This window comes from Testudinibacter sp. P27/CKL/0425, from assembly GCF_052931395.1.
In genome coordinates, this window is the sequence record NZ_CM128801.1 from 1286428 (window position 1) to 1303229 (window position 16802).

Here is a 16802-nt window from a genome sequence, read left to right on the forward strand (position 1 = left end):
GTTCAGCGTAGCATCGTAGCATAAAGAATAAGAGGAATATTATGTCATACAGACGCAAACGTCGTGATATGAAGTCGGAAATTAATATTGTTCCATTTTTGGATGTATTATTGGTTCTGTTATTGATCTTTATGGCAACCGCCCCGATTATCAGCCAGAGCGTGCAAGTGGAGCTGCCGGATTCTGTTGACAGCCAATCTGTTTCCAATGAAGATAAAACTCCGGTGATTTTAGAAGTCGCCGGGGTTGGATTATATACGCTGGCAATCAACGGTGAGCGCAATGAAAATCTGACGGAAGAGATGGTCACGGAAATGGCAAAACAAGAATTTGATAAAGATAATAATACCTTGTTTTTAGTCGGCGGAGCCAAAGAAGCGCCTTATGAGGAAGTCATAAAGGCGTTGAACTTATTACATCTTGCCGGTATTAAATCTGTTGGTTTAATGACCAATCCTTTATAATCATCAAGATGGGATCAGCAGTGCAGACAGAGAAAAAGCAAAAATTAAACCGTGCGGTTCTGATTTCTACCATTTTGCATGGCTTACTGTTCGGAATCCTGATTTTGGGTTCCTTATGGTATAAATATATGCCCGCTGCCGGTGGTGGCGGGGGTGAAGGCGATGTCATGGGGGCGGTGATGGTAGACACCGGATCGGCTGCGCAGGAGTGGGGACGGATTCAACAGCAGAAAAAAGGCGATGTTGAAAAAGCCAAACGACAAGAGTTGGAACAGCTTGAACAGCAGCGGCAGCAAGAATTGGAACAGCAACGCCAGCAACAACAGTTAGAGCAACAACGCGAGCAGCTTGAGAAACAGCAGCAAGCGGAACAACAGCGGCAACAACAAGAAGCGCAACGCGAACAGCAGCGGCGTGAGGCACAAGCACAGCAAGAAGCTCAAGCAAAACAGCAAGAGGAAATTGCGCGTCAGCAACGCGTTGCAAAAGAAGCGGAAGCAAAGCGTATTGCCGAACAAGCTAAGCTGAAAGCTGACGCTGAAGCAAAACGCTTAGAAGCGGCGGCTAAAATAAAAGCCGAACAGGAAGCGCAAGCCGCTGCAGCGAAGGCAAAAGCTGCGGCAGAAGACAAAGCCGCTGCGGAAGCTAAAGCCAAGGCAGATGCCGAAGCAAAGGCGAAAGCAGTCGCAGAGGCAAAAGCAAAGGCAGACGCACAAGCCAAGGCGAAAGCGGCTGCAGAAGCAAAAGCTAAAGCCGCAGCCGCTGAAAAGGCAGCGCAGCAAGCGGCACTGGACGACTTTATGAACAGCGGTACAATTGGCGGCGGCTCGGCTAGCCGTGGAGGCAACCAAAACCGTGGTGGCACCACCGGCAGTGGTGCTGGCACGGTGAGCGGTGCAGACGGTGCGCGTGCCGGTGATGAATATGCGGGCGTGATCAAGCGTACGATTCAACGGCGCTTTATTCGCGATGCCAGCTTTGCCGGTAAAACCTGTAGTGTGAGAATTTCATTAGACAGGGAAGGTAACATTTTGAATTATCAAAAAATTTCCGGACCGGATGGTATTTGTAATTCCGCCTTAAGAGCGGTAGCGAATACCAAAAAAGTACCGCGCGCACCTTCTGATGCAGTTTACAGTCGATATAAAAATCCAATTATTGATTTTGATTTAAAGTAAGATCAACAATGGTAATTTCTTAATATAGGGGATTTAAATGAAGTATATTACTCGGATAACGGCAATACTGGCATTCGTGCTGGTGTTGATCAGTAATGTGGTGAGTGCGGAAGAAGTCCGTATCGTGATTGACGAAGGGATTGACAGCGCACAGCCGATTGCGGTTGTGCCATTTAAGTGGAACGGACCAGGCGGCGCACCGGCGGATCTTGCCGAGATTATTTCTGCTGATTTAAGAAATAGCGGTAAGTTCAATCCGATTCCGGTCAGCAGAATGCCGCAAACGCCGGCTTCGGCGGCGGAAGTGAACCCTGAAGCATGGGCTGCATTAGGACTGACAGAAATTGTGGTGGGACAAATCACCCCAACCGGAGCCGGTTATAATATTGCATACCAATTAGTGGATACAATCGGCGGTTCCGGCGCTGCGGGCGCAGTATTGCTGCAAAACAGTTACTCAATCCCGAATAATAAACAGTTACGTTACGGCGCGCATACCGTGAGTGACGAAGTATTTGAGAAACTGACCGGTATTCGCGGTGCATTCAGAACGCGTATCTCTTATGTGGTGCAACGTAACGGCGGAAGTAGTCCGTATGAGTTGCGCGTTGCTGATTATGACGGTCATAATCAATTTGTGGTAAACCGCAGTTCTCAGCCGATTATGTCGCCGAGCTGGTCTGCCGATGGTAAAAAATTAGCCTATGTGAGCTTTGAAAACCGCAAATCACAATTAGTTGTACAAGATTTAGGTTCCGGTTCGCGCAAAGTGATCGCTTCGACACCGCGCCATAACGGCGCGCCGGCGTTCTCTCCGGACGGTTCACGTTTGGCTTTCGCTTCTTCTCGTGACGGACAACTGAATATTTATGTGCACAATTTAGCTAGCGGACAAGTTACCCAGTTGACCAGCGGCTCAGGCAACAACACCGAACCGAGCTGGTCGCCGGACGGACAGTCAATTGTGTTTACCTCAGATCGCGGCGGCAGCCCACAAGTTTATATGATGAGTGCTTATGGCGGCGGTGCGAGCTATATTGGCGCGGGCGGCAGAAGTTATAGCGGTCAGATCACCTCTGACGGCAAAAGTTTAATCATGATCTCTGCGGATCATATTGTCAAAAAAGACTTGGCAACGGGAAGCGTAGAGGTTCTTGGATCAACTTTCCTGGATGAAAGTCCAAGTGTTTCACCTAATGGAATTATGATTATTTATAGCTCTACACAAGGGCTTGGGAAAGTGTTACAATTAGTGTCCGCTGATGGACGCTTTAAAGCTAGGTTACCAGGTGCGGACGGACAAATTAAGTTCCCAGCTTGGTCTCCGTTTCTTACTAAAAACTAAGGAGTAATTAAAATGAAAAAACTTGCAAAAGTTCTGATGGTTGCTGCACCTGCATTCGTATTAGCTGCATGTAGCAGTTCTTCTGATGATTCTGCTGCTACTCAAGGTCAATTATACGGTAACTATACTGCTGAAGATTTACAACAGCGCTATAACACTGTGTACTTCGGTTTTGATCAATACAACATCGAAGGTCAATACCAACAACTTCTGGATGCACATTCACTGTACTTGACTGCAACACCGGCAAGCAAAGTATTGGTTGAAGGTCATGCTGATGAGCGTGGTACTCCAGAGTACAACATCGCATTGGGTCAACGTCGTTCAGACGCAGTTGTTAGCTACCTGACCGGCAAAGGCGTATCTGGTTCACAACTTTCAACCGTTTCTTACGGTGAAGAGAAACCAGCTGTTTTAGGTCACACTGAAGCAGATTATGCGAAAAACCGTCGTGCGGTATTAGCATACTAATTTGTAGCGTAGCTTAAAGCTGTAAAACAACCCCGATATTTTATCGGGGTTGTTTCGTTTTAGCACTAGGATGGCTGAATTATCGAATATATTTGCAGCGGAATAAAAGCGCTTTCCCGCATATTGTAGATAATTCAGGCAAGCGGAAAAAAAATAGCAATTTTTGATTGATAACTTCCGCAAAATGAGTATTATAGTGCCTCGTTACAAACGAGGGTCGTTAGCTCAGTCGGTAGAGCAGCGGACTTTTAATCCGTTGGTCGAAGGTTCGAATCCTTCACGACCCACCATTCAGCTTGTAACAACCACTTATGTGGGTCGTTAGCTCAGTCGGTAGAGCAGCGGACTTTTAATCCGTTGGTCGAAGGTTCGAATCCTTCACGACCCACCACTTAAGTTTAAATGTCCTATATTACGATAATATGGGTCGTTAGCTCAGTCGGTAGAGCAGCGGACTTTTAATCCGTTGGTCGAAGGTTCGAATCCTTCACGACCCACCACTTAAACTTAAGCAACCCTATCCGGGTCGTTAGCTCAGTCGGTAGAGCAGCGGACTTTTAATCCGTTGGTCGAAGGTTCGAATCCTTCACGACCCACCATCTATATCCAAGCGAATTTTTAACAATCTCAGCACCGTTTTTATTCACACTATTAACAGATTTTTATAGATCTGTGATTTTGCTGGCAAATTTTTTATCGTTCTAATGCTCACCCTGAATAATCGGCATATAATACGCTCTCAGGCTTTATCAAGATTGTTATAAAAAGGCACTTTCAGATGTTCGCCGTCACAGAAGCATTCAAGAGCGGTTTATTCACGCGCAACCATTGGTTAAATAATATTATCGCCGGCATTATCGTCGGTATTGTCGCCTTGCCGCTCGGCATGGCATTCGCTATTGCTTCCGGCGCCAAGCCGGAACAAGGGATTTACACCTCGATCATCGCCGGATTTTGCACTGCGATATTTGGTGGTAGCCGCTTGCAAATTAGTGGCCCGACCGGAGCGTTTATCGTGGTGCTGTCTGGCATCACCGCACAGTACGGCATTGAAGGCTTGCAGGTCGCTACCTTAATGGCGGGTGTGATTTTGCTAGCATTCGGCTTAACCCGCATGGGCGCAATTATCAAATATATTCCCTCGCCGGTGATTGTCGGTTTTACTGCCGGGATTGGGGTGATTATCTGGGTTGGGCAATGGCAGGATTTTTTTGGTTTGCCGGCTGTCAGCGGCGAACATTTCCACTTAAAATTATTTCATTTAATTCAGGTTTTTCCTCAATTTCATCCGATGACCGCACTTTTAGCGGTGTCGGCATTGTTATTGGTGTTGTATAGCAACAAAATTCCCGGTTGTAAGCGAATTCCCGGTCCGTTGATTGCGTTACTGGTGATCAGTATTACCCAGTTCGTTTTTCAATTTGAAGGCGTTAGAACAATCGGTACGGCGTTTGGCGGCATTCCGCAAGGGCTGCCTGAATTTAAATTGCCAACCCTGAGTTGGACCAAAATGATCGAATTGATCGGACCGGCATTTACTATCGCGATGTTAGGCGCAATCGAATCGCTGCTGTCTGCAGTGGTTGCCGACGGTATGGCAGGTACGCGACACAATTCTAATCAAGAATTGGTCGGGCAAGGTATCGCCAATATTGCCGCACCGCTCTTTGGCGGGTTTGCTGCGACCGGCGCGATTGCGCGCACCGCGACCAACATTCGCAACGGTGCGACCAGCCCGATTTCCGGCATTGTTCACTCCATTACGCTGATTGTGATTTTACTGGTGCTGGCGCCATTAGCGGTGCATATTCCGTTGGCGGTGCTGTCGGCGATTCTGTTTGTGGTGGCGTGGAACATGAGCGAAGCGAAGCGTTTTATCAAAATGATCAAACGTGCACCGAAGAGTGACGTCGCAATTTTGTTGATTACATTTGGCTTAACGGTATTTGCCGATCTAGTGGTGGCGGTGAATATCGGGGTGATCTTAGCGACTTTGTTGTTCCTGCGCCGCATGGCGGGCAGTGTTGAAGTGAAGCGCGTTTCTCAGGCGGATCTGTTGGCGAGAACCGGCGAACAAGCCTTACCGGAAGATTTATTGGTTTTTACCGTCGACGGGCCGTTTTTCTTTGGTGCGGTGGAAAACTTTGATCGCGCGCTGTCCGACAGCCAGACTTATCCGAACTATCTGATCATTCGCCTGAAATGGGTGCCGTTTATCGACATGACCGGAATCCAAAGTTTGGAAAATGTGATCACTAATTTTCAAAAACAGGGCGTTACTGTGATGTTGTCGGGCGCCAATCATAATGTAACGCAAAAATTACGTCGTGGTGGGATTATACAGCTAGTGGGTGAACACAATGTGTTTAAGCTGTTTGACGACGCACTGCGCACCGCCCAAAACGAATTAAAACAGATGGAAGGTTAATTCGAGCAATAAAAAATCTGCACCGTAAACGGGTTTTCATCCGTTCTCGGTGCAGATGGTTAAACCGCACTTTGATTATTTATTGCTTGGTTTTCCAAGCTTCGCGGTCAATATCTAAATCCGGGAATTGTTCCGCATGGAAAACCGGCTCTTCAATCCCTTGTTTCAGTTGGCTGCGATAGTCGTTCATCAAACGCATCACTTGCGGGAACAGCATAATCAACGCCAGCAGGTTGAGCAGTGCCAACACGCCCATTAACGGATCTGAGAAGAAGAATACTGCTGTCGCGCCCGGTGCGGTTGCACCAAGGAACAGCACCGCAATCACCACACAACGCAATACTAAAATCGGGAACTGTTCTTTTTTACCGTAGAACAGGAAGCTCAACGCATTTTCACCAAGATAGTAGTTATAGATGATTGTGCTGAATGAGAACAGCAAAATCGAAAACGTCAGTAAGTATTTTGCCCACTCGCCGAAATGTCCAACTAAAGATTGTTGAGTCAACACCACGCCGTCGATTGCGGCACCCGGGGTATACACATCGCCTAGCAAAATAATAAACGCAGTACAGCTACAGATAATAATGGTGTCGATAAAAACGGACAGAGATTGTGCGATCCCTTGGCTGACCGGGTGGCTAACGTCTGCGGTTGCCGCCACATTCGGCACGGAACCAAGACCTGCTTCATTCGAGAATAAACCGCGACGCATTCCCTGTGCAATGGCAGCGCCCATGCCGCCACCGACAACAGAATCGATACCGAATGCATTTTTTACAATATCAATGATTAACGCTGGGATTTCAGTGATATTTAAAACAATCACCGCTAATGCCATGAAGATATAGACAAATGCCATAATTGGAATGATGATGTCGGAAACTTTAGAAATACGCGTGATCCCGCCGAAAATAATGATGCCGCCGATAATCGCCAATAAAAGACCGGTCCACATCCGTTCGATTTCTAAACTGTCTAACACCGCACCAGCAACCGTATTGCCTTGGAACGCGTTAAAACCAACTGAGAAAGACAACATTAAACAGATTGAATAGGCGATTGCCATCCAACGATATTTAGCGCCTAAACCGTGTAGAATAAAACGGGCTGAGCCGCCACGGAATTGACCGTTTGAGGTTTTGTGCTTATACAGCTGCGCCAAGGTACATTCGACAATGCTGGTCGCCATACCGATTAAAGCGACAACCCACATCCAGAATACGGCACCGGGGCCGCCGAGGGAAATGGCAACTGCAACACCGGCGATATTGCCGCCGCCGACACGCCCGCCAATAGAAACGAACAGTGCTTGTCTGCCGCTAATCGCGTTCGGATCATTGGTGTTTTTGTCAGTACGCAGGAATTTGAACATCCGCCCAAAGTAGCTGAACTGGGCAAAACCGCTCACCACAGTAAAAAATAATCCGAAGATAATCAGCATTGGGATCAACGCCCAGCCCCATGTCAGAGTGTCGATGGTATTAAAGATAGTATGTATTGTGTCCATAAGGTTCCTTGTTATATTGTTATCGTATTTAAAATAATTAAATGGAATAAGAACTTGGCGGCAGAAATACTAGCAAAGTGCGGTTATAAGTCAATTACAAACCGCACTTGAGACGGCATTTTGTCGTTAAAGTGTGAGCTCGCCCCGTAAATTTTGTTTCAGATAATGTCGGATTTCATCAGTGCTTAAATCCTGGCTTAGTAGGTAGTGCAATTTAGCAAGTGCGGTTTCAACCGTCATATCATAACCGCTGATCACGCCAACATTCGCCAGGGCATTGCCGGTGGCGTAGCTTTCCATATTTACTTTGCCGGAAAAACATTGGGTCAGATTTAAGACGATAATCCCATCATCATGCGCTTGCTGCAACAGTGACAGCATTTCCGGCGTGTTGGGTGCATTGCCGATGCCGAAGGTTAATAAAATTAAGCCGTTAACCGGTTGCTGCAATACATTGCGGATAACGTCGGGCGAAATGCCGGGATACAACATCACGATGCCGATAGGTTGCGGGGTGATCGGGCGCAGTTTAAATTCGCCGCGCGGGACCAAATTCAGCGCAGAGTGATTGACCGAAATGGTGATCCCCGCCTCAATCAACACCGGATAGTTCGGTGATGAAAACGCATCAAAACCATCGGCATGGCTTTTGGTGCTGCGGTTGCCACGCAGTAAACGGTTATTAAAAAACAGAGTTACTTCGCGAATCGGGTAGTTTGCCGCCAGATAAAGCGAGTTTAATAGGTTGCTCAACCCGTCGGAACGCAAGCCGGAAATCGGAATTTGCGAACCAGTGATAATGATCGGTTTAGTCAAATTCTCAAACATAAAGGACAACGCAGATGCGGTATATGCCATAGTGTCGGTGCCGTGCAAAATGATAAACGCATCATAGCTGCTGTAGTGCTTTTTGATGTCATCGGCGATTTGCTGCCAATGCGCCGGCGTCATATTGGCGGAGTCGATTAATTCCGGGTATTCATGCACGGTAAAGTGCGGTATTTCGGGGCGTTGCAGCTCCGGCAGCGAGGAAAGATATTGGGTCATAAAGCCCGGTTGCGGGATATAACCGTGTTTAGATGGCTTCATGCCGATCGTGCCGCCGGTGTAGGCGATGTAGATAGATTTTTTATTCATGGAATTATGTGGGTTGTACTAAAAATAGGGGAATATTATATGCTTTTTTGCTTATAAAAGGGACGGCAATTGTATTTTTCTTTGAGTAGGTTTGAGGGCAAGATTTTTTCTGCGAATTAAATTTGACTTAGATCTCATTTTGCAACGATTTTTCTTGTTCTGTTTGAAATGAAGTATTACTCTATACTTGATGAAGTTAATCTTCTTTGACGTTATAAAGCATGGAGTTAAAATGTCAAAACTTACAAAAGAACAAATATTGGCTACACTTGAACAGGGATTAATCGCTTCTTGCCAACCGGTTGATGACGGCCCGATGGATTCGCCGGAAATTGTGGCGGCGATGGCACAGGCATCGGTAAATGGCGGTGCAGCAGGCCTGCGAATTGAGGGAATTGAAAATTTAAAAGCCACGCGCAGCAAGGTTAAGGTGCCGATTATCGGGATCGTAAAACGCGATCTGGATGACAGCCCGGTGCGGATCACACCGTTTTTGCATGATGTTGAAGATTTGGCTGCGGCAGGTGCGGACATTATCGCCTTTGACGGAACCGATCGAGTGCGCCCGGAAACGCGCGACACGATCGTCGCCAAAATTAAAGAATTAGGTTGTCTGTCAATGGCGGATTGCTCCAATTTTGAAGAAGGAATGTATTGCCAGAACTTAGGTGTCGATTTAATCGGGAGCACTATGTCGGGCTATACTGGTGGGGAAATTCCGAAAGAGCCGGATGTGAAATTGGTGCAGGATTTAAAAGCGGCAGGTTGTCGCGTGATGGCGGAAGGGCGTTATAACTCGCCGGAATTGGCGGCAATGGCGATTCAAAACGGCGCTTATTCCGTTACGGTAGGTTCTGCGTTAACCCGCTTGGAACACATTGTCAGCTGGTTTGTGAACGAAATTGAAGCGGCAAAAAATAAGACGTTAATCTAGAGGTTGTAAACATGAGATGTTGTTTGGCGATAGATATTGGCGGCACCAAGATTGCAAGTGCGTTAGCCACCGGCAAAATTATAGAACAACGCCGACAAATTAAAACTCCGCAAGATAAATCGGCAGCAGGAATGTCACAAGTGTTGGCGGAAGTGCTACAACATTATAACGGGATGTTTGATGCGGTTGCCGTTGCCTCAACCGGGATTATTAATAACGGCGTATTGACCGCACTTAACCCGAAAAACTTAGGCGGCTTGGCGGAATTTCAGCTGCGTGAAGTTATCGCCAAACACACTCGCCATCCGATAGGCTTGCTAAATGATGTGCAAGCGGCGGCATATGCAGAATATGCGTTATTGGATAGCAAAGTGGAGAATTTTGCCTTTATCACGGTTTCGACCGGAGTTGGTGGCGGAATTATTTTGAACAACCAATTACAACTCGGCCCAAATGGGGTTGCGGGGCATATCGGGCATACGCTAGCGGATCCGAACGGCCCGATTTGCGGTTGCGGCAGACGAGGCTGTGTGGAAGCCATTGCTGCAGGCAGGGCGATTGAAGCGGCAGCGGCACAATGGGAAGAACCTTGTGAACCACAAGAAGTGTTTGCCCGTTTTCGTCAAGGCGTGCCGGAAGCGGTCGAGCTGGTGCAACGTTCGGCACAGGCGATTGCCAATCTGATCGCCGATTTGGTGATTGGCAGCGATATTCAGCGCGTCGCCGTGGGGGGCAGTGTCGGCTTGGCGGAAGGCTATCTGCCGCTGGTGCAGCAGTATTTACAGCAGCTACCGCACTTTTATCATACCGAAGTGGTGCCAGCGGTTTGCGGGCAGGATGCAGGATTATTGGGCGCCGCACTTTGGATGCAAGAGACTTTAACAACTAATCGGAAGGATTGAAACCATGATTTTAGCAGATTTAACAAAAGAGAAAGTCAATTTTGGCTTGCCACCGGTGGTGGCGGAAATTTGTGACTACCTAAACAAGCAAGATCTCGTGGCGTTGGAATTGGGACGCCATGACATCACTGATGACATTTTTATGAACGTGATGGAATTTGACACCGCCGAAGCAAGCAGTAAACAAGCGGAATTGCATCATCGTTATTTAGATGTGCAAGTTCTGATTTCAGGTAACGAGTTAATCGAATACGGCGTGGGCAATCCGGATTTAAGCAAATATGATGCGTATAATGAAGATGATGACTACCAATTAACCGCAACCGAGATTGAAAATAAAAACAGCGTGGTATTAGTGCCGAAAATGTTGGCGGTGTTTTTCCCGTATGAAGCGCATAAGCCGGGCTGCACGATTAACGGAACCAGTCATAAAATCAAAAAATTAGTGGTTAAAATTCCTTATACATTATTATAAAACATGAACCTTTAGACCCGATTGCGGAGGACGAAGTTATGAATCAAGGTGGAAAAATTTTAGATACTATCGGTGCATTGCAAAGCAGCCTGACAAAAACGGAAAAGCGAATTGCGACCGCAATTCTGACTTCGCCGGATCTGTTGAATCAATGTTCGCTGTCCGAGGTGGCTGCAAAATTAGATGTCGGTGAAGCCACTTTTATTCGTTTTTGTCGTACATTGGGCTTTAAAGGCTACACTGATTTTAAATTAGATTTGGCGATCGAACTGGCAACTCAAAATAAAGAAAACGGTTCCTTGCTGGATACGGAAATCGGCGGAGAAGACGGCCCGAGTGAAATTGCACTCAAATTGCAAAGTGCCTTGGCAAACGTGATCACCGAAACCATCAATCTGCTTGATTTCAAAGAGTTGGAAAGAGCGGTTGAAGCGATCCGCCGTTCAAAACGGATTTTCGTATTCGGCGTGGGTTCTTCCGGGTTGACCGCGGAAGACGCTAAACACAAGTTTTTGCGTATCGGGTTGCAGGTGGACGCACTCACTAACAACCACTTTATGTATATGCAAGCGTCTTTGATGAATGAGCAAGACATTGTGATCGGTATCAGCCATTCCGGTTATTCGGTTGAAACCACACAAGCGTTAAAAATTGCCAAAGCCAACGGCGCGAAAAGTATTGCGATCACCCATAATCTGCGCTCGCCAATTACGGAAGTGGCGGATTATGTACTGATTAACGGCAATCGACAAGGGCAGCTGCAAGGCGACTCTATCGGCACCAAAATTTCCCAGTTATTTATCATGGATTTAATCTATGCGCTGCTGGTACAGGCAGAACCGGATAATTCAATGAGCAAAAAACAGAAAACATTAAACGTAATTCTTGAACAACGAATTAAATAATAAATCCTATAGGAGATTCTATGAAAGACTTAAAAGGTATTTTTAGTGCATTACTGGTTTCATTCAATGAAGACGGAACAGTGAATGAAAAAGGCTTACGCCAAATCATTCGTCACAACATTGATAAAATGAAAGTAGACGGTTTGTATGTCGGCGGCAGCACCGGTGAAAACTTTATGTTGTCTACCGAAGAGAAAAAAGAAATCTTCCGCATCGCAAAAGACGAAGCCAAAGACGAAATCGCATTGATTGCGCAAGTCGGCAGCGTGAACTTGAAAGAAGCGGTTGAATTGGGTCAATACGCCACAGAATTGGGCTATGACTGTTTGTCTGCGGTGACTCCGTTCTACTACAAATTCAGCTTTCCGGAAATCAAACATTTCTACAACACCATCATCGAAGCCACCGGCAACCGCATGATCGTCTATTCTATCCCGTTCCTGACAGGCGTGAATATCGGCGTGGCACAATTCGGCGAGTTGTATGAAAATGAAAAAATTATCGGTGTAAAATTCACCGCCGGTGACTTCTACCTGTTAGAGCGTTTGAAAAAAGCCTATCCAAACCACTTAATCTGGGCTGGTTTTGATGAAATGATGTTACCTGCGGCAGTGTTGGGTGTAGACGGCGCAATCGGCAGCACATTCAACGTTAACGGTATCCGCGCCCGTCAAATCTTTGAAAAAGCGCAAGCCGGACAAATTCAAGAAGCGTTGGAAATCCAACACGTTACCAATGACCTGATCGAAGGTATCTTAGGCAACGGCTTGTATTTGACTATCAAAGAATTGTTGAAATTACAAGGCGTTGAAGCAGGCTACTGCCGTGAACCAATGACCAAAGAATTAACCGAAGCGCAAGTTGCCGTTGCGAAAGAGTTAAAAGCAAAATATTTGTAATTTACCGCACTTGCGGAGATTTACAATGTTGCTTAAGATGCGGATGATCTTTTTTTGGTTAGGGGTTAAGGAGAAAACCATGTTTAAAACACTGCAGAAAATCGGTAAAGCCTTTATGCTGCCGATTGCTATTTTGCCGGCTGCCGGTCTGTTGTTGGGGATTGGCGGCGCGTTGTCAAACCAGACAACTATTTTGGCATATCCGATTTTGGATAATCATTTTTTACAAAGCGTTTTTCAGGTTATGGCGGCTGCCGGAACAGTGGTGTTTGCCAACTTGGCATTGCTGTTGTGTATTGGCTTAGGGATTGGGCTGGCAAATCGTGATAAAGGCACGGCAGCGTTGGCGGCGGTAGTCGGTTATTTGATCATGACCGGCACGATCAGCGCGTTGCTGAACATTTTCACGCCTGAAGCCAGCGGCATCGACACCGGTGTAATCGGCTCATTAGTGATGGGGTTACTGGCAGTTTGGTTGCACAATCGCTATCACAATATCCAATTACCACAAATGCTCGGCTTCTTTGGTGGCTCGCGTTTTGTACCGATTGTGACTGCCTTTGCCGCAATTTTTATCGGGGTGTTCTTTTTCTTGGTGTGGCCGACATTCCAAGGTTGGCTGGTCAGCGCCGGTGAAAATATCGCGGAAATGGGCGCAATCGGCACATTTTTCTATGGCTTCTTAATGCGTTTATCCGGTGCAATCGGTTTACACCACATGATCTATCCGCTGTTTTGGTACACTGAACTCGGCGGCGTGGAACAAGTGGCGGGAAGTGCGGTTGTTGGCGCCCAAAAAATCTTTTTTGCCCAATTAGCCGACCCGAATCATCAAGGCTTATTCACCGAAGGCACCCGCTTCTTTGCCGGTCGTTTTGACACCATGATGTTTGGTCTGCCGGCGGCGTGTTTGGCGATGTATCACTGCGTGCCGAAAGCCAAACGCAAACTGTTTGGCGGCTTGTTCCTCGGCGTGGCGTTAACCTCATTCTTAACCGGAATCACCGAACCGATCGAATTTATGTTCTTATTCGTTGCGCCGTGGCTGTATGTTATCCATGCGTTTTTTGACGGTGTGTCGTTCTATATTGCGGATATTCTGAATATCTCGATTGGTAACACCTTCTCAGGCGGTTTCATCGACTTCTTGCTATTCGGAATCTTGCAAGGCGATGCAAAAACCAACTGGATCCGCGTGGTATTGGTCGGCTTGCCGTGGGCGGCATTGTATTATTTCACCTTCCGTTTCTTGATCACCAAATTCAACGTAATGACCCCGGGGCGTGATGACGACAGCCAAAACGACGAGCAAAGTGCGGTCGCCAGCAACAGTAGCTTGCATGAAAATGCGGTGAAAATCATTACCGCACTTGGTGAAAAAGAGAACATCGAACACGTCGATGCCTGTATCACCCGCTTACGCGTTGCCTTAAAAGACAATAAAAAAGTGGATAAAGCGGCATTGAAAAAAATCGGTGCGATCGACGTCCTAGAAGTCGGCGGCGGTGTACAAGCGATTTTTGGCGCTAAAGCCGTGCTGTATAAAAGCGAAGTGAATCAGATTTTAGGATTGGAAGATTAATCTGTTTGCTACCGCACTCTGAGTGCGGTAGCTGAATACCCTGAACAAAAATCCTTTATATTTGTAATATAAGGGATTTATCATTTAATTCTTGATTGTGCGCTAAGGCCGTATTTTGATTTAGCATAGTTTATTGTTCGCCGCGGAGCAGGGTTAAAGAGTGGTAATTGAGATGCAAAATTCTAACACAAACTTCAAAACCCGATTTAATGAAATTTGAGCGGTTGAAAATCAGCGGTTGTCATATTTCTGTAATATTTCTTTTGTATAGTGTGTGCGAAGCATATTAAGCATTCATTATTATATAAACATTAGGAGACAAAAATGAAGTTACGTTACCTATTACCATTTATGGTAGCCGCCCTGCCGTTAAGTGCGGTCGCACAAACGATTTATCCGATTGATCGCGCCACAATGATGGCGGACGGGAAATTCGATTTCAAAGTGGAATTTGACGAAATTGTGAAAGCGGACGATATCAGCATTTTGATTAACGGCAAAGACTTCAAAGACGTGTTAGGCAGCACCAATGTTGAATTCGTCGAAAAAGAAGACGGCAAAGATGTGTCTGCGCTGTGGTTGCGCAATGTCAGCATTCAGGAAGCCGGCGATTATAAAGTTGAAGCGAAAGCCAACGGCAAAGACAGCGTGGTAAACTGGACGGTGTATCAAACGCCGGATGTCGCAAAAGCGAAAAACGTGATTTTCTTCTTGGGTGACGGTTTGTCTGTGGCACATCGCACCGGTGCGCGTATTTTATCGAAAGGCGTGACCGAAGGGAAAGCCGACGGAAAATTGGCAATGGACAGCCTTCCGGTAACCGGGTTTATCGGCACATCTAGTACCGATGCGATTACCGCCGACAGTGCGAACACCATGAGCGCTTACATGACCGGTCATAAATCGGCGATTAACGCGTTAGGTGTGTATGTTAGCCGCTCGGTAGATAATCTGAACCACCCGAAACAAGAGACGTTGGGCGAGTTGATCAAACGTAAAACCAATAAAAGCGTCGGTGTGGTAACCGATTCTGAAATCCAAGATGCGACCCCGGCAGCGGTGGTTTCTCACACTCGTCGCCGTGCCGACAAAGATAAAATCACCGGAATGTTCCATGATGTGAAACCGGATGTGATTTTGGGCGGCGGATCAGCTTACTTCCTGCCGAAAAGCGTACCGGGTTCAAAACGTAAAGACGATTTGAACTATGTGGATATGTTTAAAAACGACGGTTATCACTTGGTGACCAACAACACCGAATTGACCTCAATTCCAAAAGATACCAAACAATTGTTAGGTTTGTTCCACACCGGCAATATGGACACCGTGTTGGATCGTCGCTTCTTAACAGACAACGGCGTGACCAAAAAATTCCCGGATCAACCGGATCTGACCACCATGACCAAAACCGCACTTGACGTGTTGTCACAAAATCCGGAAGGCTTCGTGTTAGTGGTTGAATCCTCATTAATCGACAAAGCATCACACCCGTTGGATTGGGAACGTGCAATTATGAGCACGATCATGATGGATCAATCGATCGCTATCGCACAAGAGTTTGCTGAGAAAAATCCGGACACATTGATCATCGTGACCGGCGACCACACTCACGGCATTTCATTAATCGGCACAGTTGATGACGACAAACCGGGCGATCAAATGCGTGAAAAAGTCGGCGTGTATGCGGCGGCAGGTTATCCGAACTATGAAGATAAAAACGGCGACGGCTATCCGGACAAACTGGATGTCAGCAAACGTTTAGCGGTGTTCTTCAACAACTATCCTGACTACTACGAAACTTTCCGTCCGAAATTAGACGGTCAATTCGTACCGGCGTTGAAAAACGAGAAAGACGAGTATGTCGCGAACGAAGCGTATAAAGATATTCCGGGTGCGGTGTTGCGTACCGGTATCCTGCCGAAAAGCGAGTCAACCGGCGTTCACGCCATCGACGATATCGTGATTCAGGCGCAAGGCCCGGGCTCTGAAGAGATTCGCGGCTACATGGAAAACTCGGATATTTATAAAGTGATTGTTGACAGCATGGCTATCAATAGCGCGAAAAAGTAATGGATATTGAGCGGTGAATATGATTAATCACTTCATTAAAGCGGGGGAAACCCCGCTCTTTTTATATCAATTGGCGAAACGCGGCTTACTGACAATCGGCTTGTTGTTGATTAGTTTCTCGTCTTTCGCCTCGACCAACCTGACCTTTGATGAGCTGTACGGCAAAATCTCGGTCTTGGGCATGGAATTTTCGGAAAAAGTCAAAGCGTTGGAAGGTCAAACCGTGGATATGGACGGTTTTATGGCGCCGCCGTTGAAAGCGGACGCACAGTTTTTCGTTTTGACCAAAGCCCCGATGGCGCTTTGCCCGTTTTGTTCGTCAGATGCGGATTGGCCGTCGGATATTGTGGTGGTGTATTTGGATAAAAAACAACCGTTCGTACAAAATAACGCGATGATAAAAGTCAGCGGAAAATTGGAATACGGCTCGTGGACAGATCCTGAAACCGGATTTGTCAGCTTGTTACGGATTACCAATGCAAAATTCAATAAATTATAAAAC

The 16802-nt window shown here is 46.7% G+C and carries 15 protein-coding genes and 4 tRNA genes; 17 read left to right on the forward strand and 2 right to left on the reverse strand.

Annotated elements, in window-relative coordinates; translation table 11 throughout:
* The first annotated feature begins 41 nt into the window (after window positions 1-41).
* The 9 genes from tolR (at window position 42) to ACUHGC_RS06445 (ending at window position 5886) form a co-directional block, all read left to right on the forward strand.
* On the forward strand, window positions 42-464 hold the full coding sequence (gene tolR / locus ACUHGC_RS06405) for a colicin uptake protein TolR (protein WP_084256506.1): 423 nt from the start codon (window positions 42-44) through the stop codon (window positions 462-464).
* Window positions 465-484: 20 nt separating this feature from the next.
* Window positions 485-1642 carry a cell envelope integrity protein TolA gene (tolA, locus tag ACUHGC_RS06410; RefSeq protein WP_446834781.1) on the forward strand — a complete coding sequence of 386 codons (1158 nt, stop codon included), beginning with the start codon at window positions 485-487 and terminating at the stop codon, window positions 1640-1642.
* Between the two features lie 37 nt (window positions 1643-1679).
* The gene (gene tolB, locus ACUHGC_RS06415) at window positions 1680-2987 is read left to right on the forward strand and encodes a Tol-Pal system beta propeller repeat protein TolB (protein ID WP_446834782.1); all 1308 of its coding nucleotides are present in this window, start codon (window positions 1680-1682) and stop codon (window positions 2985-2987) included.
* A 12-nt stretch (window positions 2988-2999) separates the two neighbouring features.
* Entirely contained in the window at window positions 3000-3458 is a 459-nt protein-coding gene (gene pal / locus ACUHGC_RS06420; RefSeq protein WP_446834783.1) for a peptidoglycan-associated lipoprotein Pal, read from the forward strand.
* A gap of 214 nt (window positions 3459-3672) precedes the next feature.
* Window positions 3673-3748: transfer RNA gene (locus tag ACUHGC_RS06425), tRNA-Lys, on the forward strand.
* Between the two features lie 25 nt (window positions 3749-3773).
* Window positions 3774-3849 (forward strand) — tRNA-Lys (locus ACUHGC_RS06430).
* A 33-nt stretch (window positions 3850-3882) separates the two neighbouring features.
* Window positions 3883-3958: transfer RNA gene (locus ACUHGC_RS06435), tRNA-Lys, on the forward strand.
* 23 nt (window positions 3959-3981) lie between these two features.
* Window positions 3982-4057: transfer RNA gene (locus ACUHGC_RS06440), tRNA-Lys, on the forward strand.
* 179 nt (window positions 4058-4236) lie between these two features.
* A complete protein-coding gene (locus ACUHGC_RS06445; RefSeq protein WP_446834784.1) occupies window positions 4237-5886 on the forward strand; it encodes a SulP family inorganic anion transporter in 1650 nt (549 codons plus the stop codon).
* 79 nt (window positions 5887-5965) lie between these two features.
* On the opposite strand, the gene ACUHGC_RS06450 is transcribed toward ACUHGC_RS06445, so the two are convergent.
* Both ACUHGC_RS06450 and ansA read right to left on the reverse strand, forming a co-directional pair.
* The gene (locus tag ACUHGC_RS06450) at window positions 5966-7396 is read right to left on the reverse strand and encodes an alanine/glycine:cation symporter family protein (RefSeq protein ID WP_446834785.1); all 1431 of its coding nucleotides are present in this window, start codon (window positions 7394-7396) and stop codon (window positions 5966-5968) included.
* A 126-nt stretch (window positions 7397-7522) separates the two neighbouring features.
* Window positions 7523-8533, reverse strand: a complete 1011-nt coding sequence (gene ansA, locus ACUHGC_RS06455; protein WP_446834786.1) for an asparaginase — start codon at window positions 8531-8533, stop codon at window positions 7523-7525.
* Between the two features lie 232 nt (window positions 8534-8765).
* Here ansA and ACUHGC_RS06460 point away from each other — a divergent pair, with 232 nt between their 5' ends.
* The 8 genes from ACUHGC_RS06460 (at window position 8766) to ACUHGC_RS06495 (ending at window position 16799) form a co-directional block, all read left to right on the forward strand.
* Entirely contained in the window at window positions 8766-9467 is a 702-nt protein-coding gene (locus ACUHGC_RS06460) for an N-acetylmannosamine-6-phosphate 2-epimerase (protein ID WP_446834787.1), read from the forward strand.
* An 11-nt stretch (window positions 9468-9478) separates the two neighbouring features.
* Window positions 9479-10369: an N-acetylmannosamine kinase gene (locus ACUHGC_RS06465; RefSeq protein ID WP_446834788.1), complete on the forward strand. Its 891-nt coding sequence runs from the start codon at window positions 9479-9481 to the stop codon at window positions 10367-10369.
* Window positions 10370-10373: 4 nt separating this feature from the next.
* Window positions 10374-10844 carry an N-acetylneuraminate anomerase gene (gene nanQ, locus ACUHGC_RS06470; protein WP_446834789.1) on the forward strand — a complete coding sequence of 157 codons (471 nt, stop codon included), beginning with the start codon at window positions 10374-10376 and terminating at the stop codon, window positions 10842-10844.
* 38 nt (window positions 10845-10882) lie between these two features.
* A complete protein-coding gene (locus ACUHGC_RS06475) occupies window positions 10883-11749 on the forward strand; it encodes a MurR/RpiR family transcriptional regulator (RefSeq protein ID WP_446834790.1) in 867 nt (288 codons plus the stop codon).
* A gap of 20 nt (window positions 11750-11769) precedes the next feature.
* The gene (gene nanA, locus ACUHGC_RS06480) at window positions 11770-12648 is read left to right on the forward strand and encodes an N-acetylneuraminate lyase (RefSeq protein ID WP_446834791.1); all 879 of its coding nucleotides are present in this window, start codon (window positions 11770-11772) and stop codon (window positions 12646-12648) included.
* A 79-nt stretch (window positions 12649-12727) separates the two neighbouring features.
* Window positions 12728-14230, forward strand: a complete 1503-nt coding sequence (locus tag ACUHGC_RS06485; protein ID WP_446834792.1) for a PTS transporter subunit EIIC — start codon at window positions 12728-12730, stop codon at window positions 14228-14230.
* A 324-nt stretch (window positions 14231-14554) separates the two neighbouring features.
* A complete protein-coding gene (locus ACUHGC_RS06490) occupies window positions 14555-16300 on the forward strand; it encodes an alkaline phosphatase (protein WP_446834793.1) in 1746 nt (581 codons plus the stop codon).
* Window positions 16301-16319: 19 nt separating this feature from the next.
* Window positions 16320-16799 carry a hypothetical protein gene (locus tag ACUHGC_RS06495; RefSeq protein WP_446834794.1) on the forward strand — a complete coding sequence of 160 codons (480 nt, stop codon included), beginning with the start codon at window positions 16320-16322 and terminating at the stop codon, window positions 16797-16799.
* Window positions 16800-16802 lie beyond the last annotated feature (3 nt).

What these genes read in the sequence shown, in the direction of transcription:
- ACUHGC_RS06490 (WP_446834793.1), top strand. Translation starts at nt 14,555, where the DNA reads ATGAAGTTACGTTACCTATTACCATTTATGGTAGCCGCCCTGCCGTTA.
- ACUHGC_RS06485 (WP_446834792.1), top strand. Translation starts at nt 12,728, where the DNA reads ATGTTTAAAACACTGCAGAAAATCGGTAAAGCCTTTATGCTGCCGATT.
- nanQ (WP_446834789.1), top strand. Translation starts at nt 10,374, where the DNA reads ATGATTTTAGCAGATTTAACAAAAGAGAAAGTCAATTTTGGCTTGCCA.
- nanA (WP_446834791.1), top strand. Translation starts at nt 11,770, where the DNA reads ATGAAAGACTTAAAAGGTATTTTTAGTGCATTACTGGTTTCATTCAAT.
- pal (WP_446834783.1), top strand. Translation starts at nt 3,000, where the DNA reads ATGAAAAAACTTGCAAAAGTTCTGATGGTTGCTGCACCTGCATTCGTA.
- ACUHGC_RS06495 (WP_446834794.1), top strand. Translation starts at nt 16,320, where the DNA reads ATGATTAATCACTTCATTAAAGCGGGGGAAACCCCGCTCTTTTTATAT.
- ACUHGC_RS06445 (WP_446834784.1), top strand. Translation starts at nt 4,237, where the DNA reads ATGTTCGCCGTCACAGAAGCATTCAAGAGCGGTTTATTCACGCGCAAC.
- tolB (WP_446834782.1), top strand. Translation starts at nt 1,680, where the DNA reads ATGAAGTATATTACTCGGATAACGGCAATACTGGCATTCGTGCTGGTG.
- ACUHGC_RS06475 (WP_446834790.1), top strand. Translation starts at nt 10,883, where the DNA reads ATGAATCAAGGTGGAAAAATTTTAGATACTATCGGTGCATTGCAAAGC.
- ACUHGC_RS06465 (WP_446834788.1), top strand. Translation starts at nt 9,479, where the DNA reads ATGAGATGTTGTTTGGCGATAGATATTGGCGGCACCAAGATTGCAAGT.
- tolR (WP_084256506.1), top strand. Translation starts at nt 42, where the DNA reads ATGTCATACAGACGCAAACGTCGTGATATGAAGTCGGAAATTAATATT.
- ACUHGC_RS06450 (WP_446834785.1), bottom strand. Translation starts at nt 7,396, where the DNA reads ATGGACACAATACATACTATCTTTAATACCATCGACACTCTGACATGG.
- ansA (WP_446834786.1), bottom strand. Translation starts at nt 8,533, where the DNA reads ATGAATAAAAAATCTATCTACATCGCCTACACCGGCGGCACGATCGGC.
- ACUHGC_RS06460 (WP_446834787.1), top strand. Translation starts at nt 8,766, where the DNA reads ATGTCAAAACTTACAAAAGAACAAATATTGGCTACACTTGAACAGGGA.